The following is a 21,924-nucleotide window of genomic DNA, read 5'->3' on the forward strand; positions in this document are numbered from 1 at the left end:
GCTCAGTAGGTTGCTGCTTGAGTGATCTGCTTCAATGGGCACCAGTGTTGAGAAAAGTCATGGTTGGTGGGGCGCCATGGTATCGAGGAAGAAGTCGATCAGGCGGCGGGTCAGAGCCTTTTGTGGTCCGACGTCCGGCCACACAGCGTAGACACCCAGATCGGGCAGACTCCAATGCGGCATGACCCGGACCAGTCGACCGGACGCGATCTCGTCTTCGACTTCGCCAAGAGGAAGATGCTGGATGCCAAGACCCGCCAATATCGCCGATTTGGCTGATGCGATGGTGTCCACTTCCAGTCGCACGTGCTCTGGCAGAAAGGCGATGGTTTCACCGTCGCACACAAAGGTCATCACGTCTGGTAGCATGGTCACGGCGATAAAATCGCAGGCCGCCAGGGCCTCGGGCGTCAGGATTGCGCCCCGCGTGGCCAGGTAGTCGGGCGCAGCGACCAGAACGCGCTGGAAATTACCGATGCGCCGGCTCTTGAGGCTGCTGTCGGTCAATGTTCCCAGACGAATTGCCAGGTCAAAGCCGTCCTTGACCAGATCGGCCGGTGCGTCGCTGCTGTGCAGCGAGATTGCCACCATAGGGTGCCGCCGCGCGAAATCCCACAAGGTCTGCCGCAAACGCATGCGCTCACCCCAGGCCGGCATGGTGATGCGCAGTGCGCCGACCGGCTCGTCGCTATCGGCGCTGAGAACATCGAGCGCCTCTTCACCGGCCGCGACCATGCGGCGGGCCGGCTCCAGCGCAGCCCTTCCCTCCGGGCTGAGCGACATCGACCGGGTTGACCGGAAGAACAGCGTGATACCCAGCTTGGCTTCAAGCCGGGACAGGTGATGGCTGACAACCGAGGTAGAGAGCTTCAGTCGGCGGCCCGCAGCACTCAGACTACCAGCCTCGGCAATGGCAACGAAGACGGCAAGGCTGCGGTAGTCTTCGATCATCTTTCTAATTCCTGGAATAATCGTTTCGCAATTCCAGTGCTAATCGAAAAGCCAGGCGTCGTCTATCTAGGGCGGACGCAATCGGGAGATAGCCATGGAGACAAGTACTGCAACAATCTTATCGAGCCGCGCCAGCGGGTATCTGCAACAGCTCTGCAAGCACTTCGGTCACAAGGTTCCCGTCACCTTCACAGCTGAGGTCGGCGAGATCGCCTTGCCCTTCGGCACGTGTTCGCTGCGCGCCCAGGACACCTCGCTGGTGCTCTCGGTCACCGGCGAGACCGATGCCATCGCCCGGCTTGAACAGGTAATCGGCGATCACCTTGCGCGCTTCGCCTTCCGCGAGAACCTGTCCATGACCTGGCAGCGATCTGCCTGACACGCCGCCTGACCTGAAGCCAACATCTGGAAACCATCCGCATGACCATCGCAGTAACCGCCGTTTCGGGCCAGCTTGGCGCGGCAATCGCCAGTGCCCTCATCACCATGAACACAGGCGAGACCATTGTGGGCCTGGCCCGCAGCCCGGAAAAGGCCAATGGGTTGGGTATCGAGGTCCGCCCCGGCGATTATGACGACGCCGATCAGCTTGGCGTCTCACTGAGCGGGGTCGACACCCTATTGCTGGTCTCGGGCATGGCCGCGCCGGAAGACCGGATCGGCCAGCACCGCAACGTCATCAACGCCGCCAAGGCCGCCGGGGTCAAAAAGATCGTCTATACCAGCGTACAGGGTGCGGAGGTGGGAACGGCTTTTTCTCCCATTATCCAGAGCAATCGCCAGACCGAGGCGGATATTCGTGGCAGCGGCCTCGACTGGGTCATCGGCCGCAATGGCATCTATATCGAGCCCGATGTCGAGTATATCGAGAGCTACAGCAAGGCAGGCGAGATCGCCAATTGCGCAGGCGACGGCCGCTGCGGCTACACGACACGTCCGGAGTTGGCATTTGCCTATGCCCGCATGCTCGCCGGGTCCGAACACAACGGCCACACCTACAACCTGCACGGCGCGCTGCTGAGGCAAACCGAATTAGCCGCTTATCTGAACCAGGCCTTCGGCACTGAACTGGTCTATCGCCCCACGTCGTTCGAGGCATTCAAGGCCGACCGCATCGCCGAACTCGGCACATTCATCGGCACGGTCATCGCCGGCATATATCAGGGCATCCAGAACGGCGCGTCAGACAATCCCAGTGATTTCGCAGCCGCAGCCGGCCGGCCACACCAGAGTTGGGACGACTACTTCGCTGCGCTGAAGTCAGCCCAATCGTGAATGTGGAGCACTGAGATGAGCCTCGTGAAATTGTTTTTCAATCACCCCTACACTTTCTGGGCGATCCTGAGCCTGCCAGCCATTCCCATGCTTGCCGGACTCGCCGCCAATGAACCGGGGGCAGTGGGTGAGGTCCTGCACCCCAGCGGCGAATTCGCCGCACGGTTCATGATCATCGCCATGATGATCACACCGCTGACCATGCTCTTCAAGGGCGCCCGCTGGCCGCGCTGGCTGCGCAAACGTCGGCGTTATATCGGGGTCGCCGCCTTTGGTTACGCAGGGCTGCACACAGTGCTCTACCTGATCGACGAAGGGGCAGTCGCCTTCACGGGCGCCGAGATTGCCAATTTCTACATCTGGACGGGCTGGCTGGCCTTCCTGATCTTTGTGCCGCTGGCAATTACGTCCACGGATGGCTGGATCCGCAGGCTCGGTTCACGCTGGAAAACCCTGCAACGCTTCGTTTATGTCGCAGCGGTGCTGACGCTGTTGCACTGGGCTTCGCTCCATTATTGGGGCGGCGTTGCTCCCATGCTCGTGCATTTTGGCCCGCTGGGTGCGCTGGAAGCTTACAGGGTCTGGGCAATCGTTCAGAAGCGAACTCTAAAAGCGGCGTGATTGTGCCGACTGGCCATTCAGGCTGGCAGCGGCGCGCATGATTAGGCGCGCCGCTGCCCTTGGCGTGCCTTAGCCAATCATCAAATGGCGGATCTGGGTGTAGTCGATCAGGGACTGCATGGAGAGATCTGAGCCATAGCCGGAGTTCTTGACGCCACCATGGGGCATTTCGGTGGCCATGACGCCGTGGGTATTGATCCAGGTGACGCCATACTCAAGCGCGTTGGCCAGCCCCATGGCCGTTGCGGTGTCGCGCGACCAGACCGATGAGCCCAGTCCGTATTCGGACGCATTGGCCCAGCCCAGCGCGGTGTCGGCATCGTCAAACGGCGTGATGGAGAGCACGGGGCCGAACACTTCCTTTTGCACGATCTCGGCATCAATAGGTGCGGCGACCAGCGTCGGAGCGAAGAAATAACCCTCGGTTTCGGCGGCGGCACCCTGGATCACATCGGCACCCGCGCTGCGGGCGCGGCTGACAAAGCCATCAATACGCTCCAGCTGGCGGGCGCTGATCACCGGACCAAACTCGACATCGTCGCGCTCGGGGCGGCCATAAACCAGCGAGCCGATCATGGTTTCGAGCTTATCGGTGAGCGCCTTTGCGATATTGGCATGGGCGAAGATGCGGCAGGCGGCGGTGCAATCCTGACCGGCATTGTAGAAGCTGGCTTCGCGCAAGGTCTCGACCAGCTTGTCGAGATCGGCGTCTTCACACACGATTACCGGGGCCTTGCCGCCCAGTTCGAGATGGGTGCGCTTGATCATCGGGCCGGCGGCGGCCTGCAGCACGGCGCGACCGGTGCGGACATCGCCGGTCAGCGAGATCATGCGGACGGTATCGTGAGAGATCAGGTGCTGGCCGACATCGGGGCCATTGCCACAGATGACGTTGACCACGCCGGCGGGCAGCACTTCAGCAAAGATCCGGGCGAGTTCAAGCAGGCTCAGCGGGGTCATCTCGCTGGGTTTGATGACCACCGCATTGCCCGCTGCAATGGCGGGGGCGATCTTCCAGGCCGACATCAGCAGCGGATAATTCCAGGGCGCGATCTGGGCAACGACACCGATGGGATCGCGGCGGATCAGGCTGGTCAGCGCGGGCGAGCGGAAATTGCCCGCCGCGGGCGCCGGCATGTTGCGCACCGCCGTGGCGTAAAAGCGGAAGACGTCGGCGACATTGGCCAGTTCACCAGCCTTGACGAAGCGCAGCGGCTTGCCGGCATTGCGCGATTCAACATTGGCGAGGACATCGGCGCGTTCTTCGATCAGATCGGCAATGCGCCAGAGCGCGGCGCTGCGCAGCTTGGGCGTGGAACGTGACCAGCTCTTGTAGGCGCCATTGGCCGCGGCAATCGCAGCGTCGATCTGGGCCGGGCTGGCGGAGGCCACTTCGGCCAGCGGGGTGCCGCGGGCGGGCTCGAAGGCAATCTCGACAGGCCCCTGCCCCTGTACAAACTCGCCGCCGATAAATAGCCGGGTTTCAAATGCGCTCATTTCGTCTGCTCCGCGGCTGCTGCCGGCTGATAATGGGTACGGGCTGTCTGACCGACATAGCGCCAGAAAGCCAAATCGTGGGGGCGGTCCTGTGGACGCCATTCAGGGTGCCATTGTACGGCAAATACGGGCGCTGGCGTGGCCGTGCTGGCGACCGCCTCAATTATATCGCCGGGGCCGGTGGCGTTGACGGCAAGGCCCGGCGCGAGGCGGTCAATGGTCTGAAAATGCACGCTGTTGACCTCAAGGCCATCGCCGCCGGTGGCCTGCGCCAGCGGCGTGTCAGCCATCACCGTAATGGGGTGGGAATGGCCGAACATGGTGTCGAGGCTAACATCGTCGGGCGCATGGTGGGTCGGCGCATCGCCTGTGCCGCGCATGTCGCGCAGGGTGCCGCCCAGAGCGACGTTGATTTCCTGCAGACCGCGGCAAATGCCAAACACCGGCTTGCCCGCAGCGATCGCGGCGTGGATGAGCGCTGTACTCAGCGTATCACGGGTGGAATCGACTGGCGCCTGAGCTGCCGATTCGGAACCGTAATGGCGTGGATCGATGTTGGAATTGCTGCCCGTGAGCAGGACCGCATCTAGGCGCGCGACAATGTCGGCGGCGTTCTGGGCGGACTGATTTGAGGGGATGATCAGCGGGACCGCATCGGCAAACCGTTCCACCCCTTCAAGATAACGCTGTTTGACCGCCTGGGCGGGCTCACCCTCGACGGGCCGACCGCAGGCAATTACGCCAATAACAGGACGACGCTCAACCATGGCCGATATCCAATCTGATCCCCGCGCAGAGGCCTCCCTAAACGCTGAAGCACCTGCTAGATTACCGCTATGACACACAAAAATCGCGTCGGACAGATATGAGTAACGAAACGAACGAAAACGCAGACATCGTCAGCTGGCTCGATGCGAATCCGCAGATTGAGGTGCTTCACACAGCGGTCTGCGACCTCAATGGCATTATGCGCGGCAAGCGCATTCCCATCGATCAGGCGCGGCGCATCGCCGATAACGGCATCCGCATGCCGCTCTCCATCGTCGGGGTGGACGTGTGGGGCGAGGATATTGTGGGCAATCCCATGGTGTTTTCCAGTGGTGACGCCGACGGCATCTGCAGCCCTACCGGGCGCGGCGCGCTGCCGATCAATTGGACGACCCGTCCCAGCGCGATGATCCCGCTCTGGCTGTTTCAGGATGCGCGCACGCCGTTTCTGGGCGATCCGCGTCAGGCACTGGCCAGTGTAGTGCGGCGCTTTGCCGAACACGGGCTGACCCCCGTGGTGGCAACCGAACTCGAATTCTATCTGGTGGATCCCGAGGCCGACAGCGCCCGACCGCCGATCTCGCCCTATACCGGCAAACGCCTGGATTCGGACGCCATCCTGTCGCTCGACGAACTGGAAGATTTCGGCGAGTTCTTCCGCGACGTCTATCTGCAGTGCGAGCAGCAGAATGTGCCCGCCGATACGGCCGTGGCGGAAAACGGTATCGGGCAGTTCGAAATCAACCTGCTGCACAGCGCCGATGCGCTCAAGGCCGCCGACGACGCCGTGCTGTTCAAGCGCATCGTCAAGGGTGTGGCACGCAAGCACAATCTGGTCGCCACCTTCATGGCCAAGCCCTATGGCGGCCGCTCGGGCAATGGCTTCCACGTGCATTTCAGCCTTAATGATACGGCTGGCAACAACGTGTTCGATGATGGCAGCGAAGAAGGCTCGGACGTGATGCTGCACGCTGTGGGCGGGCTGCTGTCGGGCATGGCGGAATCCACCCTGCTGTTTGCGCCGCACTTCAACTCCTATCGCCGCCTGCGCCCCGACACCCACGCGCCCAGCGCAGTGTCGTGGGGCTATGAGAACCGCACCACTGCGGTACGCATTCCGGGCGGCAACCCCAAGGCCCGCCGCATCGAGCACCGCGTCTCGGGCGCTGACGCCAACCCCTATCTGGTGCTGGCCGGCATTCTGGGCGCTGCCCTGGTGGGTATCGAAGATGAAATGAAGCCACCCAAGCCCTTCAAGGGCCGGGCCTATTCGGAACGCCTGCCCAAACTACCCGCAGACTGGGCCTCGGCGGTTAACGCCTTTGAAGACGGCGACATGATCCAGCGCATTTTCGATCCGATGCTGCATTCAATGTTCGTTGCCTGCAAACGTCAGGAAATTGCCGGCTTTGCCTCGCAGGTCACCGACCTCGAGTTCAGCGCCTATCTGGAGATCGTGTGATGGCACCAAAGAGCTATGCCGGCGATGGCAGTTACCCGCCGAGCTATTACGCCGCATCGCGCGCCATCACCCGCACGCCCGTGCAGCTTGAGGGCGATGTGCAGGCCGATATCTGTGTGGTGGGCGCGGGCTATTCGGGGCTGTCGGCCGCCCTGCATCTGGCCGAACAGGGCTTCAAAGTTGTCGTGGTCGAAGGCGCCAGCGTCGGCTGGGGTGCCTCGGGCCGCAATGGCGGTCAGGTGGTCAATGGGCTGAATGCAAGTCTGGACACCATTGGTCGGCGCTATGGCGAACAGACCGCCAATTTCGTCGGCGGCATGGTGCAGGAAGGCGCGGGCATTATCTATGACTGGGTCGAACGCTATGGCATCGACTGCGATCTGCGCCGCGGCAACATCTATGCCGCCTATACGCCCGCCCATATGCGCGATCTGGAAGCCAAGCAGGCGCTCTGGCGCAAGCATGGCATGGACGATCATGAAATGCTCGACAAGGATGCCATCAGGCGCCACATCGGCAGTACAGTGTATGAAGGCGGCATGATCGACCATTCCGGTGGTCACATGCATCCGCTCAATCTGGCGCTGGGCGAAGCCAAGGCGCTGGAAAGCCTGGGCGGGGTGATCTACGAAAACTCACCGGTGACCAAGGTCGATCAGGGCCCCGACAAGGCCGTGGTAACCACCGCGCTTGGCAAGGTGACAGCCAATGCCGTGCTGGTGTGCGGCAATGCCTATCTGGGCAATGTCGTCCCCGAACTGACCGCGCGTGTGATGCCTGTTTCCACCCAGATGATGGCCACCGCGCCACTGGGCAAGGAACGCGCTGAAGCGCTGCTGCCGACCGGGATGTGCGTGGAAGATGTGCGCTATATCCTGGACTATTTCCGGCTCAGCGCCGACCACCGCCTGATCTTTGGTGGCGGCATTGTGTATGGCGGCACCGATCCGGCAGATGTCATCGCCAAGCTGCGCCCGAACATGGACAAGGTGTTCCCGCAACTGGCCGACATCAAGATCGACTATGCCTGGAGCGGCAATTTCGCGCTGTCGTTCTCACGCGTGCCGCAATTGGGCCGGCTGGGCGACAAGGTGTATTTCGCTCATGGCTATAGCGGGCACGGGATTACGGGCTCGCACCTGTTTGGCCGCATTCTGGGCGAAGCGGTGCGGGGCGACCTGACGCGCTTTGATACCTTTGCCAAACTGCCATGGATCCCCTTCCCCGGCGGCCGGATGTTCCGGGCGCAATACTCGACCCTGGGCTCGTGGTGGTATGCCCTCAAGGATCGTCTGGGTATCTGATCCAAGGTCGATACTGATCTTATCGGAGGCGCATTGCACAAGCTGCGATGCGCCTTTTCCTTATGGCCGGCCACGACCTTGCACGCCATCACCAACAGGTGGGGCCGGACCGCGCTGCCGCTCGACAAGACCCATGAGCGCGTCATCTGGGATTATCGGCTCAGTCGCGCCCTGGTCGCGTCGCTGTGTGGCACAATCCTGCAATCGCCGCTGCGCAATCTGCTGGCCGAACCTTATGTGCTGGGCATCTCGGCCGGCGCTTCAACGGGCGCCGTCTCGATATCGTGCCGGGCATTGGTGCAGGCGCGGTTACGCTTTCGGGCGGCGCTTTTGCGGACTTTCTGTTCGTGGTCATTCTGGCAAGCGGCGCGCGCGGTGGCGCGGATCGCACAATCCTGGCAGGCGTGACCGTCTCGCGGCTTTTCAACCGCGTTGGTTTGAGTACGCGCCGTCGGCAGTTCTGGCAGACCCTTTCGGGGGGCGGGCGTCAGCGTGTGCATATTGCCCGTGGTCTGGGCAGGCGCCGAACGAGATAATCCTCGACGAGCCAACCAATCACCTTGATATCCGACACCAGATTGAAATTCTGCGCCTGGTCGCCGCCCTGCCCGTCACCAGCATTGTGGCGCTGCATGATCTCAACCATGCGGCGATGTTCTGTGATCTGCTGGCGGTGATGGACAAGGGCCGCGTGGTAGCGAGCGGAACGCCCCAAGAAGTGCTGACCGAGACCCTGTTGCGCGAGGTGTTCAACGTCGACGCCAGGATCGGACCATCCCCCGCATCACGGCAAGCTGCATATCCACTATTTGTTGAAACGGCCACGGCCGACAAGACTGTTTGGCGCGGATTGGACTTCCCGGCTCCGCCTGGCGTCCCTTAGGGTGGCGCCAGGCAGAGTGGAGAGTCGGGTGAGCCAGACAGTGCAGGGATCGGCGGGACATCGTCGCGAATATTTCCAGCCATTGATGGCTGGCGCGCTGGCGGCCATTGTTGGGTATGCCAGTACGTTTACACTGGTGCTGGCAGCACTGACGGCTGCAGGTGCATCCCCGCAACAGGCCGGATCGGGCCTGATGAGCGTATGCATCGCCATGGGCATTCTCAATATTGTGGTCAGTGCCCGCTTACGGGTGCCGGTCAGCTTCGCCTGGACGACGCCGGGCATGGCCTTCCTGTTGACCGTGGGCGAACCGGTGGGCGGTTTCCCCGCCGTGGCCGGGGCGTTTCTGGTGGCCGCAGTGCTGATCTTTCTGACGGGACTGATCAAACCGCTGGCGCGGCTGATGGCAGCAATTCCCGCGCCCATCGCCAATGCCATGCTGGCGGGCATGTTGCTGACGCTGTGTCTGGCACCCATCACCGCGGTGGCCGAAATGCCGCTGCTGGCCCTACCCGTGCTGCTGGCGTGGGTGATCGCCCTGCGCTTTGCGCGCCGCTATGCGGTGCCCATTGCCGTGCTGGTGACCGGTGTTCTGCTGGCGAGCACGACCAATCTGCCGCCGGGTGCCCTGGATGGGAGCTGGCCCGCGCTGGTGCCGGTAATGCCGGTGTTCACGCTGGACGCGATTATTCGCATCGGGCTGCCGATCTATGTTGTGACAATGGCTTCGCAGAACCTGCCGGGGCTGGCCGTGATGCAGGCCAATGGCTTCGTGCTGTCGCCAGCGCCGCTATTTGTGGCGACGGGGCTAGCCAGCGCGGCGACAGCGTTCTTTGGCGGCCATGCGACCAATCTGGCGGCGATCACGGCGGCGATCTGCGCCGGACCGGAAGCGCATCCGGACAAGACCAAGCGCTGGCCGGCGCCGATTGCGACAGGGGCGACCTATCTGCTGCTGGCGCCGGGGGCCAGCCTAGCGGCGGCCTTCATCGCGGCGTCGCCGCCGCTGCTTATCCAGGCAGTGGCAGGACTGGCTCTGCTGTCGAGCCTGACGGGTGCGCTGGCGGGCGCGCTGGCGCATGAGGAAACGCGACTGCCGGCGATCTTCACCTTTGTGACCACCGCATCGGGAATCACCATTATCGGCGTGGGTGCTCCGTTCTGGGGGCTGGTGGGCGGCATTGGCATGCTGGTGCTGCTGCGTTTCGGGCTCAAGCCGGCTGATCAGGGACGCGGGTCATGACAGCTGTGTATGCCCTGATCATCGCTGGCGGTGACGGGCAAAGGCTGGGTGGCGTGCGCAAGGGCGATCTGCGCGTGGGCGGTGTGCGGCAGATTGACCGGGTCCGCGCGGCGTTGGGGGAGGTCGTTAAGCCGGTTCTGGTGGCGACGGGGCCAGCGGGACGTGCCATCGCCCTGCCCGACCATGCCTGCGCGGTACCCGATCTTGATGCCCCCTGTGCCGGCCCTCTGGCCGGATTGGCCGCTGCGGTGGCGCATCTGGCAGAATCAGGGGTGACGCGGGGACTGCTGGTTTCGGCGGCTGTGGATAGCCCTTTCCTGCCTGCCGATTTTGTCCCCCGCCTAATCGCGGGGCTTGGCGCGGCACCTTGCGCCTATGCGGCGTGGGGCGAAGATTTTTATCCACCCAATTCGATCTGGCGGCTGGAAGCCCTGCAGGCGCTGCCCCGGGACATCGGGCAAGCGGGCGCACCGCCCAGCCTAAAGGCGTTGCAGCGGTTGCTGGGCGCGCAAAAGGTGGACTGGGCCGACGCCAGCGACGGCGATCCCTTTGCCAATATCAACACCATTGGGGACCTGCTGGCGCTGCAGCGGATCGCGCTGAACTGAGATTGGCATCGCAACAATTTCACACAGTCGCCAATTGGGGCTTGGCAAACCAAATCAAGTTCGGTACATGGACCTCGCCCTTCGCAAGAAGGTCAACGAAGGTGTTCCGCGGTAGCTCAGTGGTAGAGCAATCGGCTGTTAACCGATTGGTCGTAGGTTCGAATCCTACCCGCGGAGCCATTCGTTTCTCGCTCGTCACGAGCAATCCCCCCACATTGCCAATCTGGTTTACCGATCGGTTGCTCGCGGCCGTGCGCGGGGCTATCGCCGCGCCGGACAACATCATCTATATCTTCAATTTTCGACGTTCCCGCAGCGGGACGGCACAGCAACAAAGAGGTGCTCGCATGAGCAATGGCATGGACATTGACGGTGAAAGCCAGATTTCGCTGACCCGGACCATCGACGCCCATATCGATGATGTGTTCAAGGCGTGGACCGACCCGGCACTGATCGAGCAGTGGCAGGCCGACGAAGCCGAGCTGGATGCCTTTGAGGGCGGCGAATACAAGTTCACCACCTTTGGCGATGATGAAGACCCCGAAGACCATACGGTCAGCGGCGAAATCCTAGCGTTCGTCGAGAACGAAAAGCTGGTGATGAGCTGGGTTCACAAGGACGAGGAAGACGATGAGGACGATCTTATCTTCGTGCTCGATATCGCCTTCAAGGCAATTGGCGCGGACCAGACGCAGATTACGCTGATCGAACGCGGTCTGGCTCATGCCGACCCGGAATCGCGGATCTTTTCGATCGAGGCCTGGAATGCCGCGCTCGAGCATCTCGCCGAAGTGATGGAATAAGCGCACATAGGCTGAACCAGCCGTACCCTCCGCGCGTAACAAGCGCGGAGGCAGACTATGAACAGCACGACTATTGCCTGGTTGCGCAACGATCTTCGCGTGGCTGACAATCCCGCCCTTGCGGCGGCGCAGCGCTCGGGCGAGCGCGTTATCGCTCTCTACATCCATGAACAGACCATCGGCGTGCGCCCACCGGGCGCGGCGGCACGATGGTGGTTGCATCAGAGCCTGAACGCACTGGAGGTCGATCTGGCCGCACTCGGCATCGAGCTGCGGGTCCATCAGGGTGATCCCAACGTCATCGTGGTGGCACTCGCCAACCAGGAAAACGCATCCGGTGTGTTCTGGAACCGGCGCTATGCAGCTGGCGAGCGTGCCGTGGATACCGCAATCAAGGAACAGCTGCGCGCCGAGGGCGTAGCCGTGGAATCGTTCGGCGCCAATGTGCTGATCGAGCCCTGGGAGATCGCGACGGGGCAAGGCAAACCCTATTCTGTGTTCACCCCGTTCTGGAAAACCCTCAAACAGCGTCACATCGAGCAGCCATTGGACACCCCCGCGGCGGGCAAGGCGCGGTCCGTGCGGGCGGTGGATGACGGCTACGCAGAACCGCACTGGGCCGCAAAGCTGTCCGGTCACTGGTATGTTGGCGAGAAGGCTGCCCGGCGCACGCTGGCTGACTTCCTGGATTATCGGGTCGGCCGCTATCCCGATGAGCGTGATCTGCCCGACAGCGATGCGACGTCCAATCTCTCGCCGCATTTGCGGTTTGGCGAGATCAGCCCACGCCAGATCTGGCAGGCCGCAAACATGGCCGCTGATATCGCCCCGGAGAATGCCGGCGCGATTGACAAGTTTCTCTCCGAACTGGCCTGGCGCGATTTCAGCTATCACCAGCTCTACCATCGCTGCGACATTGCCCAAGCGCCCATGCAGGCCAAATATGCGGGCATGGCCTGGCGCGACGCGGCCGATGATCTGCGCGCCTGGCAGCGCGGGCAGACCGGCCTGCCGATGATCGACGCGGGCATGCGTGAGCTTTGGGAGACCGGCTATATGCACAACCGCGTGCGCATGCTGGTGGCTTCGCTACTGAGCAAGAACCTGTTGATCGACTGGCGGCAGGGTGAAAAATGGTTCTGGGACTGTCTGGTCGACGGCGATGTCGCCAGCAATCCGGCGAGTTGGCAATGGGTGGCGGGCAGCGGGCTGGACGCGGCTCCGTATTTCCGAATTTTCAATCCGGTCACGCAAGGCGGTCGGTTTGACGCCGAGGGCGCCTATGTGCGGCGCTGGGTGCCCGAGCTGGCCGCCATGCCCGACAAGTGGGTGCACACGCCCTGGCAGGCCCCGCTGAGGTGCTCAAGGCGGCTCACGTGCAGATCGGCACAACCTACCCGGCACCGATCGTTGATCTGAAGGCATCGCGCGAGCGGGCATTGCAGGCAGCCAGCGCGCTGTAGCGGAATGAAATTGCGCTGACTGGCTGCAGGCGCACTGCCATTGCGCGGCCAAAGCGCTGCGCGGAAAGCTCTGCCTGAACAGGCCGTTATCACTTGCAGGCGGTGCCGGGCGGCCCTAGGTTCGTGGTTTCCCAGCCTCAGTAGATTGCGCCATGGCCAAGCATACAGACCTCATCTCCGCTATCGGCAATACGCCGTTGATCCGTCTCAATCGCGTTTCGACGCTGACGGGATGCGATATCTGGGGCAAGGCGGAGTTTCTCAATCCTGGCCAGTCGGTCAAGGATCGGGCGGCGCTGTTCATCATCCATGACGCTGTCAAATCCGGCGCGCTCAAGCCCGGCGGCACGATTGTGGAAGGCACGGCGGGCAATACCGGCATCGGCCTGACGCTGGTGGCCAATTCGCTGGGTTTCAAATCGGTGATCGTGATTCCCGAAACCCAGAGCCAGGAAAAAAGGACGCGCTGCGTCTGTATGGCGCCGAATTGATCGAAGTGCCGGCCAAGCCGTACAAGAACCCGAACAATTACATCAAGGTATCGCAGCGTCTGGCCGAAAAGCTCAATGCCGAACTGCCCGAGGGCGCGGTGTGGGCCAACCAGTTCGACAACACAGCCAATCGGCGCGCCCATGCCGAAACCACCGGGCCGGAAATCTGGCAGCAGACCAATGGCCGTATCGATGGCTTTATCTGTGCCGTGGGCTCGGGCGGCACGCTGGCTGGCGTTGCCGAAGCGCTGCGTGCACGCAGTGAAGATGTGAAGATCGGTCTAGCTGACCCTGAGGGCGCCGCGCTCTTCAACTATTACGCGCATGGCGAGCTGAAATCGTCGGGCAATTCGATCACCGAAGGCATTGGCCAGGGCCGTATCACGGCCAATCTGGAAGGCCTGACGGTGGACAACCCCTATCAGATCTCCGATGCAGAGGCCCTGCCCTACATCTTCGACCTGCTTGAGCATGAAGGGCTGTGCCTGGGCGGGTCGAGCGCGATCAACATTGCCGGCGCCGTGCGCATGGCACGCGATCTGGGGCCGGGCAAGACGATCGTGACGATCCTGTGCGATTACGGCAATCGCTATGCCAGCAAGATCTTCAACCCCGAATTCCTGCACGGCAAGGAGTTGCCTGTGCCCAAATGGCTGGAGGGTCGCACGCCGATCGACATCTCCAGCGTAATGGAAGCAGACCCGGCTTAGCCGGGCCTGCTGGAGATCAGCCGCGCGCCGAAAAGCCCAGATTGGTCGGTGCACGCAGTTTGCGGTCGATCCGCGGGTTCAACGGCACGGTCCGATCGACGGGCTCAAGGTCAAAGCCCCGCGCCCAGCCGAGCCCGCGCCCCTTGAGATAGACGCCATAGTTGAGGCTGACGGCATGCTGGGGGACCTCAAGCACAATGGTCCGCTCGGTCCAGTCACTGCTACCGGTCAGCGGGCCATCGGTCTGGCTGCGCTCAAGATTGTCGAAGGCCAACAAGCCGTTGGGCCCATCAATGCGAAACCAGATGGTTACGCCATCAGCGGCCTGCGCCTTGATCTGGGCCCGCAGCCGCAGCCGTTGCCCGCGAAAGTCAGCGGCATCGACAGTCTGCATAAGGGTACAAAAATCATCTTCGCCCAGCAGATCAGCGAATTCGGGGCGGCTGGCAATCAAGACAATCCCGGTCTGCTCCGGATCAAGCCCTGCCCGGTATTTGCCGGGGCTCCTGCCGCTGAGATGCCAGGCTTCGGGCAGCAGCAGGCTATCGCTTGAAGCCGCGTCAATGCGGGCACTGAGGATATTCCAGTCGGCCACGCCAAACTGGCGGGCGACCAGTTCGAGGCAGGCACTATGGCCCAACTCGACGCCGCGTTCGGCCAACCCCTGACGCAGGAGTTTGGCCATAAGTTTTGCATCCATGAAACTGTTCACGGTCCGATCCTTCACAACCGGGCAAATCAAGGTCAGCGCTCGCATTACTGACGGCTTGCCCGTCAAAAAGGGTCAAACCAATCACCAATCGTGCATTCACCGTCCCCAAGGGGCACGAGCGGCTGGCTGCACGAGCCGCATTGAGGATCGCGCCGGGTTGAACCGTTGTCAACGCGCGCGCATTGTCGGGGTGGACGAGACTGTTAGAGTGCGCGTCCACGAATCTGGGGCGGGTGTATCTTGGTCGGTTTTGACGATTTTCTGCGGGCGATAATCGCCGATCTGCATATCGTGGCGGCCATCATGGCGGCGATCTACCTGCTGGCCTTTGTCTGCGCGGTGCGGGAGATCATGATTTCGCGTACCTCACAGGGCTCGATCGCCTGGATCCTGGCGCTGGCGCTGCTGCCCTTTCCAACCGCGTTCTTCTATCTGGTGTTCGGCTGGAAGGCGTTTGACGATTATGCGACCGACCGTATTCGCAATGGGCGCGCCGCCCGCCCCCTGCGGGCCAAGGATCTGGCCCTGATCGATCATGACACCGGGGCACTGTGGCCGGTGCAGACCAAGGTGTCCGAGGTGCCGTTCCTGACCGGCAATGATGTGGAATTGCTGGTGGATGGACGCGCGACATTTGATTCCATTTTTGCCGGCATCGCGGCGGCTAAGCACTATCTGCTGGTTCAGTTCTACATTGTGCGCGACGACGCACTGGGCAAGGAACTGGCCGAGCGGTTGATCGAGCGCGCCAATGCCGGGGTGAAGGTCTATCTGCTCTATGATGATGTAGGCAGCACCGGTATGCCCCGGCGCTACCGCACCCAATTGCGCGAAGCCGGCGTGAAGGTGGCCGGGTTCAACCAGCGCCATAAATTCCTGCGGCTATACGGGCCAACGCGGATCAACTACCGCAATCACCGCAAGATCGTGGTGGCCGACGGCGACCATGCCTGGGTGGGCGGGCACAATGTCGGGGTGGAGTATCTGGGCGAAGACCCCAAATTTGGCCGCTGGCGCGACACCCATGTGCGGGTTTCCGGGCCGGCCGCGCTAGGCTGCGCCCTGCTATTCCGCGAAGACTGGCAATGGGCCACAGGCGAAGAGTTGCCGTCGGCGCCGCCCGATACGGTGGCCACGCCGGGCAAGCAATCGGTGCTGGTGATGGGTACCGGGCCGGCCGACCGGCTGGAAGAATGCGCGATCGCCTTTACCGATGTGATTGGCCGCGCACGCGAGCGGCTGTGGATCGTCAGCCCCTATTTTGTCCCCGATACCGACATCCGAACAGCGCTTTATGCCGCCAAGCTGCGCGGCGTGGATGTGCGAGATCATGCTGCCCAATGAGCCTGACCACAAGCTGGTCTGGGCCGCCAGCATCGCCCATGCCGATGCGATGATCCAGCACGGCATCACCATTCAGCGCTACACGGACGGCTTCCTGCACCAGAAGGTGCTGCTGATGGACGATCAGATCGCCACGGTCGGCAGTGTCAATTTCGACAACAGGTCATTCGCGATCAATTTCGAGATCACCATGTGGTTGACCGATCCCAAAGCCATCAGCGATGTGGAGGCCATGCTGGTAGAAGACTTCAAGAACTGTCGAGAAGTGACGATGGAAGAGGTCACCAAACGCTCCTGGCCGATGCGCTTCCTGACCCAGGCCGCCCGCCTGCTATCCCCCGTATTGTAAGAGTTTGACCATGACCCAATTCCTGTTCCGCAATGACAGCTATGCGCAGTCAGTGGACGCCACCGTGATTGCCATAACGCCCGAGAATGGCGTGGTGCTCGATCAGACCGTTTTCTATGCCGCTTCCGGTGGTCAGCCGGGGGATAGCGGCCGAATCGAGCGCGCAGACGGTTCCGTGGTCGAGATCGACACCACCATTCACCCCGACGGCGACAAGACCAGCATTGTGCATGTGCCGGTCGAGGGCGCGACGTTGCCCGCCATTGGCGAGGTGGTCACGGCAAGGCTGGACTGGGTTCGGCGCCACAAGCTGATGCGAATGCACACCGCACTGCATCTGCTCTCGGTGGTGTTCGCTTTCCCGGTGACCGGCGGCTCAATCGGCGAAGAAAAGGGCCGGCTGGACTTTGACATGCCAGCGGTACCCGAAGATCTTTTCGCACTCGAAGAAGCGCTCAACGCCATGGTGGCTGGCGATCATGGGGTTAGCCAGGAGTGGATTACCGACGCCGAAATGGCGGCCAATCCCGATCTGGTCAAGACCATGAACGTCAAGCCGCCCATGGGTCAGGGCCGCGTGCGGCTCATCCGGATCGGCGATGTCGACCTGCAGCCCTGTGGCGGCACGCATGTCCGCTCGACGGCAGAAATCGGCCCGCTCAAGCTGGGCAAGATCGAGAAGAAGGGCAAACAGAACCGCCGCGTCAGCCTGTTGTTCGCTGACTGATCAGCCGCTGCGGCATCAGCGCACTGGTGGCGCGTAGAGCAGGCCTCCATTGCTCCAGAGCGAGTTCTGTCCTCGCAGCAGGGCAGCGCCGGTCTGAGGACCGAAATGGCGGTCATAGAGCTCTGAATAGTTGCCGACGGCACGAATCGCATCGGCCATGAAGGTAGGCTCGAGGCCCAGCGGTGTACCGAAATCGCCCTCGACACCGAGGATGCGCCGGATGACGGGCGTGTGCGAGGCGGCCAGGGATTCGGTGTTCAGACCGGTAATCCCCACTTCCTCTGCGTTGATCAGCGCGAACAGCGTCCACTTGACGATGTTGAACCATTGCTGATCACCAGAGCGAACGACCGGGCCCAGCAGGTCCTTGGAAATTCGCTCGGGCAGGATGCGATGGGCATTGGGATCGGGCAAAGCACGGCGTATGGCCTGCAATTGGCGCCCCGGCGCCGAGATGATCTGGCAGAGACCGGTGCGATAGGCCAGCGCCAGATCGTCAATGTCCTCATAGGGCACTTCGGTATAGGTAGCCTGATTAGCAAAGAAGAATTCCTGGATGCGCTCAAGGTCGTCGCCGCCATCGATCACGCAGATGCTGACATTATCGAGCTCAAAGGCCGACACCAGACCCAGCGATTGCGGGACGAGAAAGGCCTGACCATCGAAAAATGCGGTGCCCACAAAGCTGGCGCCATAAATGGTGTCGCGCCGCTCGGTCCAGGGGCCATTGCGGGTGAGGACGTCGACGGCCTCGGTCTGCAGCGGCGCAAAACGGGTCTCGCCACGCAGGGAGCGGAATTCGATCAGATCGGGATCACCGAACACGGCCGCGGCAATGGCGCGGCAGAGATCGACATCAAACCCGGACCAGCGCCCTTCAGCGTCTTTCTGGGCAAAGCCTGGCAACGGATTGGTGGCACCGCAAATCAGGAAACCGCGCTCGCGCACAGCGTCGAGGGTCTGGGCCGAAACGGGCGCAGACGCCATGGCCAGCAGGCAGCCAAGCATGGCCAGAAACGCTGGCAAACGCAGAAAAAATAGGGGCAATCAGTGGTTCCCTTCACTCGCCTGCGCATATTGGCAGGCGAGGAGGCAGGGTCAAGCCAAGCAAGGCGAAATGCCCTGACCATTTGGCCAGGGCATTGCTGATCAGACGATTAGTGCAGGATCTGGCTGAGGAACAGCTTGGTCCGCTCGTGCTGAGGATTGGAGAAGAACTGCTCCGGCTCGTTCTGCTCGATGATCTGTCCCTGATCCATGAAGATCACCCGGTTGGCGACCTGACGGGCAAAGCCCATTTCATGGGTCACGCACAGCATGGTCATGCCTTCTTCGGCCAGGCTGATCATCACTTCGAGCACTTCCTTGACCATTTCTGGATCCAGCGCCGAGGTGGGCTCATCGAACAGCATGATGCGCGGCTGCATGCAGAGCGAACGCGCAATGGCCACACGCTGCTGCTGGCCGCCGGAGAGCTGACCGGGGAACTTGTTGGCCTGCTCGGGGATCTTCACCCGCTCCAGATAATGCATGGCCATGGACTCGGCCTCGCCCTTGGGAACGCCACGTACCCAGATCGGGGCCAGTGTGAGGTTCTGCAGGATGGTCAGATGCGGGAACAGGTTGAAGTGCTGGAACACCATGCCCACTTCGCGACGCACCTCGTCGATGCGCTTGAGGTCAGCAGTCAGTTCGGTGCCATTGACGATGATATGGCCTTCCTGGTGCTCCTCGAGCCGGTTCATGCAGCGGATCAGCGTCGACTTGCCCGAGCCCGACGGGCCGGCAATGACGATGCGTTCGCCACGCATGACCTTAAGGTTGATGTCACGCAGGACGTGGAAATCACCATACCATTTGTGCATGTCGACGACTTCGACGGCCACATCGGTTTCGGAGATCTTCATCCCGGCAGTGGTGTGCTCTTGGGTCGATGGGGATACTTCACTCATAATAGTTACCTCTTGTGCCCAGTGTTCAGCCGGTGCTCCATCCAGAGCGAATAGCGGGACATGGCGAAACAGAAAATCCAGAACATGAATGCGGCAAAGACATAGCCGGTTACAGCCTGGGTGGGCGATGCCCAGTCAATGTCGGAACTGGCCGACTGCACGGTATTGAGCAGATCGAAAATGCCGACGATGGACACCAGCGAGGTGTCCTTGAACAGGGCGATAAAGTTATTCACGATGCCCGGAATGACGTGCTTGAGCGCCTGGGGCAGGATGATGAAATAGGTCCTTTTCCAGTAGCTCAGGCCCAGCGAGGCCCCGGCTTCATACTGCCCACGCGGCAGCGCCTGCAGGCCACCGCGCACCACTTCAGCCATATAGGCCGATGAGAACAAGGTGACGCCGACCAGGGCGCGAAGCAGTTTGTCCACTGTGGTGCCTGTCGGCATGAACAGCGGCAACATGATCGAAGCCATGAACAGCACGGTGATCAGGGGCACAGCGCGCCAGAGTTCGATGAACATCACGCTGAGCGTCTTGATGATGGGCAGGTCGGACTGTCGGCCCAGGGCCAGCAGAATGCCGATCGGGATCGAGCAGATGATGCCCACCAGCGAGATGATCAGGGTGACCATCAGGCCGCCCCATTGCTCGGTTGGCACTTCGCGCAGGCCAAACACGCCACCATTGAGCAGGTAGAATGTGACCACCGGGAAAACCACGAAGAACAGCGCGGCGTTCAGACGCTTGAACGGTGCGGCCGGAATGGCCAGCGGGATGATCAGCGCAGCCAGCATCACGAAGACGATGTTGGGACGCCAGTACTGATCAATGGGATAGAAGCCGTAGATGAAGAAGTTGAAGCGCGCATAGATGTAAGCCCAGCAGGCCCCTGCTCCTTCAACGCGACAATCCTCGACGGTGCCACCGGGCATGACGGCATGCCCGATGATGAAGTTGTAGAGCGGTGGTACCGCCCAGAACAGAAACACCATGCCCAGAATGGTCAGCAGGGCATCGCTTGGTGTTGCGAACAGATTGGTGCGGAGCCAGAGGATCAGGCCGCCAGTCTGGCCGGGGGCCGGACGTTCGGGCGAGAATTCGTCGCGCACATAGCTCGTGGAGGTTGTCATGGTTCTACCGCTCCACCAAGGCCACTCGGGCGTTGTACCAGTTCATGAATGCTGAGGTCAGCAGCGAGAAGGTCAGATAGACCGCCATGGTCAGTGCAATCACCTCAATGGCCTTACCCGTCTGGTTGAGCGTTGTGCCCGTAAAGACGTTGACCAGTTCAGGATAGCCGATAGCGGCACCCAGAGAGGAGTTCTTGGTCAGGTTGAGGTATTGGCTGGTCAGCGGCGGCACGATCACGCGCATGGCCTGGGGCACGATCACCAGACGCAGCCGGTCACCTTCCTTGAGCCCGAGCGATTGCGCCGCTTCGGTCTGACCGTGGCTGACCGCCTGGATACCGCCACGGACGTTTTCAGCGATGAAGGAGGCGGTGTAGATGGTCAGGCCGAACACGAGCGCCACGAATTCGGGTGGCAGCTGGATGCCGCCCTTGAAGTTGAAGCGATTGAGTTCGGGGATTTCAAACTGCAGCGAGGCACCGGTGAGCCAGTACACCAGCACCGGAATGCCGATCGCCACCAGTAGCGGCAGAGCGATGGGGAACTTGCCTTCAGCAGCCCGATCGGCCCCTTCTAGCTGGACCCAGCCAAAGCCGACACCTGCCAACACGCTACCAATGGTAACGACGGCAGCTGGCAATGCGGGGAACATGCCGCCAACAAGGAAGCCGACCACCACGGTTGCGATCATGAAGGCCAGAACCGGCTTCACGTAGAGCGCATAGGGCGTGAAGGTTACCGCCGTAAGGACCAGGGCGACAATCAGCGCAATGACGGGTGCGGAGCCCATGTCGGGCGCCATGCCCACCAGCAGCAGCGCGGCTACATAACCCACGCCGAAGGTTACCAGCGCATTGGCAACCCGGGCCGCGAGAATGATGGCCTGCGGATAGGAGCCTGTCAGCGTGCGGACACTCATGGCCCAGCGCGCAATGGCGATTGCGGCGATCACCGAAACGGCAATGGCCACGAGCACCCAGGTGAATTCATGATCGATCAGCGGCCGCGGCACCATCAAGCCACGCTGGTTGACGAAGATGTCCAGCGGCAAGTGGAAGGATTCGCGCACTGCCGGCATCGCCTTTAGAACGGCGAAGTACCAGAAGAACAACTGCAGCAGCAGCGGGATGTTGCGAATGGTTTCCACATAGATGGTGGCGAAGCGCGAGATCAGCCAGTTCGATGACAGGCGCGCAATACCCAGGGTAAAGCCCAGGATAGTGGCAAAGAAAATGCCCACCACGGCAACAAGCAGCGTGTTGAGCAAACCGGCCAGAAAGGCCTGCCAGTAGAAGGATGTTCGGCTCCAAGGGAACAGGGTGAAGCTGATGTCGAAACCAGCCGTTCTGAACAGGAAGTCGAAACCGGTGGTCTTGTTCTGGGCGGCAAGGTTTGCGGCGGTGTTCATCACCAGCCAGCCAAAAAACCCGATCACCAGAAGGGCGACGATCACCTGATAAAGAATGCCGCGGAAGACCGGGTCATTCAGCAGCGAACTGCGCGGGGCAGTCCCACTGGTATTGTCTTGCATCGCCATTGGGCATGCATTCCTTTGCTGTGAACCAGACGCATTGCGCATGCGACCAGACAAGGCTTCGCCGGCGCGGCTTACGCCACGGTCAATTCAC

General features: G+C 61.7%; 22 protein-coding genes, 1 tRNA gene and 2 pseudogenes. 16 read left to right on the forward strand and 9 right to left on the reverse strand.

All coding sequences use genetic code 11. From position 1 onward, the window contains the following. Positions 1–57 precede the first annotated feature (57 nt). Positions 58–951, reverse strand: a complete 894-nt coding sequence (locus AC0L37_RS10065; RefSeq protein WP_282221239.1) for a LysR family transcriptional regulator — start codon at positions 949–951, stop codon at positions 58–60. Between the two features lie 94 nt (positions 952–1,045). Here AC0L37_RS10065 and AC0L37_RS10070 point away from each other — a divergent pair, with 94 nt between their 5' ends. From AC0L37_RS10070 to AC0L37_RS10080, 3 genes are read left to right on the forward strand one after another with little or no spacing between them, the layout of a single operon-like run. Then, positions 1,046–1,330, forward strand: coding sequence for a DUF2218 domain-containing protein (locus AC0L37_RS10070; RefSeq protein ID WP_282221238.1), 285 nt, complete (start codon positions 1,046–1,048; stop codon positions 1,328–1,330). Positions 1,331–1,371: 41 nt separating this feature from the next. Then, positions 1,372–2,226: an SDR family oxidoreductase gene (locus AC0L37_RS10075; protein WP_282221237.1), complete on the forward strand. Its 855-nt coding sequence runs from the start codon at positions 1,372–1,374 to the stop codon at positions 2,224–2,226. A 15-nt stretch (positions 2,227–2,241) separates the two neighbouring features. Beyond that, positions 2,242–2,847, forward strand: coding sequence for a protein-methionine-sulfoxide reductase heme-binding subunit MsrQ (locus tag AC0L37_RS10080; protein WP_282221236.1), 606 nt, complete (start codon positions 2,242–2,244; stop codon positions 2,845–2,847). A 69-nt stretch (positions 2,848–2,916) separates the two neighbouring features. On the opposite strand, the gene AC0L37_RS10085 is transcribed toward AC0L37_RS10080, so the two are convergent. Together AC0L37_RS10085 and AC0L37_RS10090 are read right to left on the reverse strand one after the other, a co-directional pair. Further along, positions 2,917–4,344, reverse strand: coding sequence for an aminobutyraldehyde dehydrogenase (locus AC0L37_RS10085; RefSeq protein WP_282221235.1), 1,428 nt, complete (start codon positions 4,342–4,344; stop codon positions 2,917–2,919). After that, positions 4,341–5,111 carry a gamma-glutamyl-gamma-aminobutyrate hydrolase family protein gene (locus tag AC0L37_RS10090; RefSeq protein WP_282221234.1) on the reverse strand — a complete coding sequence of 257 codons (771 nt, stop codon included), beginning with the start codon at positions 5,109–5,111 and terminating at the stop codon, positions 4,341–4,343. Before AC0L37_RS10090 ends, AC0L37_RS10085 begins: the two co-directional genes overlap by 4 nt. A gap of 98 nt (positions 5,112–5,209) precedes the next feature. Here AC0L37_RS10090 and AC0L37_RS10095 point away from each other — a divergent pair, with 98 nt between their 5' ends. The 3 genes and pseudogenes from AC0L37_RS10095 to AC0L37_RS10105 all read left to right on the forward strand — a co-directional run. Further along, positions 5,210–6,574 (forward strand): glutamine synthetase family protein, encoded by a 1,365-nt coding sequence (locus tag AC0L37_RS10095; protein ID WP_212658248.1) that lies wholly within the window; start codon positions 5,210–5,212, stop codon positions 6,572–6,574. Then, entirely contained in the window at positions 6,574–7,878 is a 1,305-nt protein-coding gene (locus AC0L37_RS10100) for an NAD(P)/FAD-dependent oxidoreductase (RefSeq protein ID WP_249327618.1), read from the forward strand. Before AC0L37_RS10095 ends, AC0L37_RS10100 begins: the two co-directional genes overlap by 1 nt. Before the next feature lie 21 nt (positions 7,879–7,899). Next, a pseudogene (locus AC0L37_RS10105) lies at positions 7,900–8,306 on the forward strand (iron chelate uptake ABC transporter family permease subunit); the annotation flags it as partial. 59 nt (positions 8,307–8,365) lie between these two features. Here AC0L37_RS10105 and AC0L37_RS10110 read toward each other — a convergent pair. Continuing rightward, positions 8,366–8,524, reverse strand: a complete 159-nt coding sequence (locus AC0L37_RS10110) for a hypothetical protein (protein WP_348984744.1) — start codon at positions 8,522–8,524, stop codon at positions 8,366–8,368. Here AC0L37_RS10110 and AC0L37_RS10115 point away from each other — a divergent pair. The 7 genes and pseudogenes from AC0L37_RS10115 to AC0L37_RS10145 all read left to right on the forward strand — a co-directional run bounded on the left by AC0L37_RS10115 (position 8,501) and on the right by AC0L37_RS10145 (position 14,079). Continuing rightward, positions 8,501–8,761, forward strand: a complete 261-nt coding sequence (locus AC0L37_RS10115; RefSeq protein ID WP_348984699.1) for an ATP-binding cassette domain-containing protein — start codon at positions 8,501–8,503, stop codon at positions 8,759–8,761. The two genes, AC0L37_RS10110 and AC0L37_RS10115, sit on opposite strands and share 24 nt — an antisense overlap. A 28-nt stretch (positions 8,762–8,789) precedes the next feature. Next, entirely contained in the window at positions 8,790–10,004 is a 1,215-nt protein-coding gene (locus tag AC0L37_RS10120) for a benzoate/H(+) symporter BenE family transporter (protein ID WP_282222990.1), read from the forward strand. Further along, positions 10,001–10,612 carry a molybdenum cofactor guanylyltransferase gene (gene mobA / locus AC0L37_RS10125; RefSeq protein ID WP_282221233.1) on the forward strand — a complete coding sequence of 204 codons (612 nt, stop codon included), beginning with the start codon at positions 10,001–10,003 and terminating at the stop codon, positions 10,610–10,612. Before AC0L37_RS10120 ends, mobA begins: the two co-directional genes overlap by 4 nt. A 105-nt stretch (positions 10,613–10,717) precedes the next feature. Beyond that, positions 10,718–10,792, forward strand: a tRNA-Asn gene (locus AC0L37_RS10130). A gap of 167 nt (positions 10,793–10,959) precedes the next feature. After that, positions 10,960–11,415, forward strand: a complete 456-nt coding sequence (locus tag AC0L37_RS10135) for an SRPBCC family protein (protein WP_212658251.1) — start codon at positions 10,960–10,962, stop codon at positions 11,413–11,415. Between the two features lie 57 nt (positions 11,416–11,472). Further along, positions 11,473–12,834 carry a cryptochrome/photolyase family protein gene (locus AC0L37_RS10140; protein ID WP_473312819.1) on the forward strand — a complete coding sequence of 454 codons (1,362 nt, stop codon included), beginning with the start codon at positions 11,473–11,475 and terminating at the stop codon, positions 12,832–12,834. Positions 12,835–13,030: 196 nt separating this feature from the next. Next, positions 13,031–14,079: pseudogene (locus AC0L37_RS10145) on the forward strand (cysteine synthase A). A 16-nt stretch (positions 14,080–14,095) separates the two neighbouring features. Here AC0L37_RS10145 and AC0L37_RS10150 read toward each other — a convergent pair. Next, on the reverse strand, positions 14,096–14,764 hold the full coding sequence (locus AC0L37_RS10150) for a glyoxalase superfamily protein (RefSeq protein WP_473312820.1): 669 nt from the start codon (positions 14,762–14,764) through the stop codon (positions 14,096–14,098). A 267-nt stretch (positions 14,765–15,031) separates the two neighbouring features. Between AC0L37_RS10150 and AC0L37_RS10155 the strand changes: the two genes are divergently transcribed. From AC0L37_RS10155 to AC0L37_RS10165, 3 genes are read left to right on the forward strand one after another with little or no spacing between them, the layout of a single operon-like run. After that, the gene (locus AC0L37_RS10155) at positions 15,032–16,135 is read left to right on the forward strand and encodes a phospholipase D-like domain-containing protein (RefSeq protein WP_473312821.1); all 1,104 of its coding nucleotides are present in this window, start codon (positions 15,032–15,034) and stop codon (positions 16,133–16,135) included. Next, positions 16,122–16,484, forward strand: coding sequence for a phospholipase D-like domain-containing protein (locus tag AC0L37_RS10160; RefSeq protein ID WP_473312822.1), 363 nt, complete (start codon positions 16,122–16,124; stop codon positions 16,482–16,484). Before AC0L37_RS10155 ends, AC0L37_RS10160 begins: the two co-directional genes overlap by 14 nt. A 10-nt stretch (positions 16,485–16,494) precedes the next feature. Next, a complete protein-coding gene (locus AC0L37_RS10165; RefSeq protein ID WP_282221230.1) occupies positions 16,495–17,211 on the forward strand; it encodes an alanyl-tRNA editing protein in 717 nt (238 codons plus the stop codon). Positions 17,212–17,226: 15 nt separating this feature from the next. Here the strand turns inward: AC0L37_RS10165 and AC0L37_RS10170 are convergent, their stop codons facing one another. From AC0L37_RS10170 to AC0L37_RS10185, 4 genes are all read right to left on the reverse strand, one after another. Continuing rightward, the gene (locus AC0L37_RS10170) at positions 17,227–18,258 is read right to left on the reverse strand and encodes an amino acid ABC transporter substrate-binding protein (RefSeq protein WP_269369814.1); all 1,032 of its coding nucleotides are present in this window, start codon (positions 18,256–18,258) and stop codon (positions 17,227–17,229) included. Between the two features lie 110 nt (positions 18,259–18,368). Then, the gene (locus AC0L37_RS10175) at positions 18,369–19,118 is read right to left on the reverse strand and encodes an amino acid ABC transporter ATP-binding protein (protein ID WP_212659162.1); all 750 of its coding nucleotides are present in this window, start codon (positions 19,116–19,118) and stop codon (positions 18,369–18,371) included. 50 nt (positions 19,119–19,168) lie between these two features. Next, the gene (locus AC0L37_RS10180; RefSeq protein ID WP_212658258.1) at positions 19,169–20,296 is read right to left on the reverse strand and encodes an amino acid ABC transporter permease; all 1,128 of its coding nucleotides are present in this window, start codon (positions 20,294–20,296) and stop codon (positions 19,169–19,171) included. Between the two features lie 4 nt (positions 20,297–20,300). Beyond that, positions 20,301–21,833 carry an amino acid ABC transporter permease gene (locus tag AC0L37_RS10185; protein ID WP_212658259.1) on the reverse strand — a complete coding sequence of 511 codons (1,533 nt, stop codon included), beginning with the start codon at positions 21,831–21,833 and terminating at the stop codon, positions 20,301–20,303. Positions 21,834–21,924 lie beyond the last annotated feature (91 nt).

Source organism: Devosia sp. J2-20 (assembly GCF_055808475.1).

Excerpts from the sequence above, each read along its gene's own strand:
- mobA (WP_282221233.1), top strand. The coding sequence starts at position 10,001 with ATGACAGCTGTGTATGCCCTGATCATCGCTGGCGGTGACGGGCAAAGG.
- AC0L37_RS10160 (WP_473312822.1), top strand. The coding sequence starts at position 16,122 with ATGCTGCCCAATGAGCCTGACCACAAGCTGGTCTGGGCCGCCAGCATC.
- AC0L37_RS10140 (WP_473312819.1), top strand. The coding sequence starts at position 11,473 with ATGAACAGCACGACTATTGCCTGGTTGCGCAACGATCTTCGCGTGGCT.
- AC0L37_RS10185 (WP_212658259.1), bottom strand. The coding sequence starts at position 21,833 with ATGGCGATGCAAGACAATACCAGTGGGACTGCCCCGCGCAGTTCGCTG.
- AC0L37_RS10165 (WP_282221230.1), top strand. The coding sequence starts at position 16,495 with ATGACCCAATTCCTGTTCCGCAATGACAGCTATGCGCAGTCAGTGGAC.
- AC0L37_RS10110 (WP_348984744.1), bottom strand. The coding sequence starts at position 8,524 with ATGGTTGAGATCATGCAGCGCCACAATGCTGGTGACGGGCAGGGCGGC.
- AC0L37_RS10175 (WP_212659162.1), bottom strand. The coding sequence starts at position 19,118 with ATGAAGATCTCCGAAACCGATGTGGCCGTCGAAGTCGTCGACATGCAC.
- AC0L37_RS10085 (WP_282221235.1), bottom strand. The coding sequence starts at position 4,344 with ATGAGCGCATTTGAAACCCGGCTATTTATCGGCGGCGAGTTTGTACAG.
- AC0L37_RS10100 (WP_249327618.1), top strand. The coding sequence starts at position 6,574 with ATGGCACCAAAGAGCTATGCCGGCGATGGCAGTTACCCGCCGAGCTAT.
- AC0L37_RS10095 (WP_212658248.1), top strand. The coding sequence starts at position 5,210 with ATGAGTAACGAAACGAACGAAAACGCAGACATCGTCAGCTGGCTCGAT.
- AC0L37_RS10135 (WP_212658251.1), top strand. The coding sequence starts at position 10,960 with ATGAGCAATGGCATGGACATTGACGGTGAAAGCCAGATTTCGCTGACC.
- AC0L37_RS10150 (WP_473312820.1), bottom strand. The coding sequence starts at position 14,764 with ATGGCCAAACTCCTGCGTCAGGGGTTGGCCGAACGCGGCGTCGAGTTG.
- AC0L37_RS10065 (WP_282221239.1), bottom strand. The coding sequence starts at position 951 with ATGATCGAAGACTACCGCAGCCTTGCCGTCTTCGTTGCCATTGCCGAG.
- AC0L37_RS10080 (WP_282221236.1), top strand. The coding sequence starts at position 2,242 with ATGAGCCTCGTGAAATTGTTTTTCAATCACCCCTACACTTTCTGGGCG.
- AC0L37_RS10180 (WP_212658258.1), bottom strand. The coding sequence starts at position 20,296 with ATGACAACCTCCACGAGCTATGTGCGCGACGAATTCTCGCCCGAACGT.
- AC0L37_RS10070 (WP_282221238.1), top strand. The coding sequence starts at position 1,046 with ATGGAGACAAGTACTGCAACAATCTTATCGAGCCGCGCCAGCGGGTAT.
- AC0L37_RS10090 (WP_282221234.1), bottom strand. The coding sequence starts at position 5,111 with ATGGTTGAGCGTCGTCCTGTTATTGGCGTAATTGCCTGCGGTCGGCCC.
- AC0L37_RS10075 (WP_282221237.1), top strand. The coding sequence starts at position 1,372 with ATGACCATCGCAGTAACCGCCGTTTCGGGCCAGCTTGGCGCGGCAATC.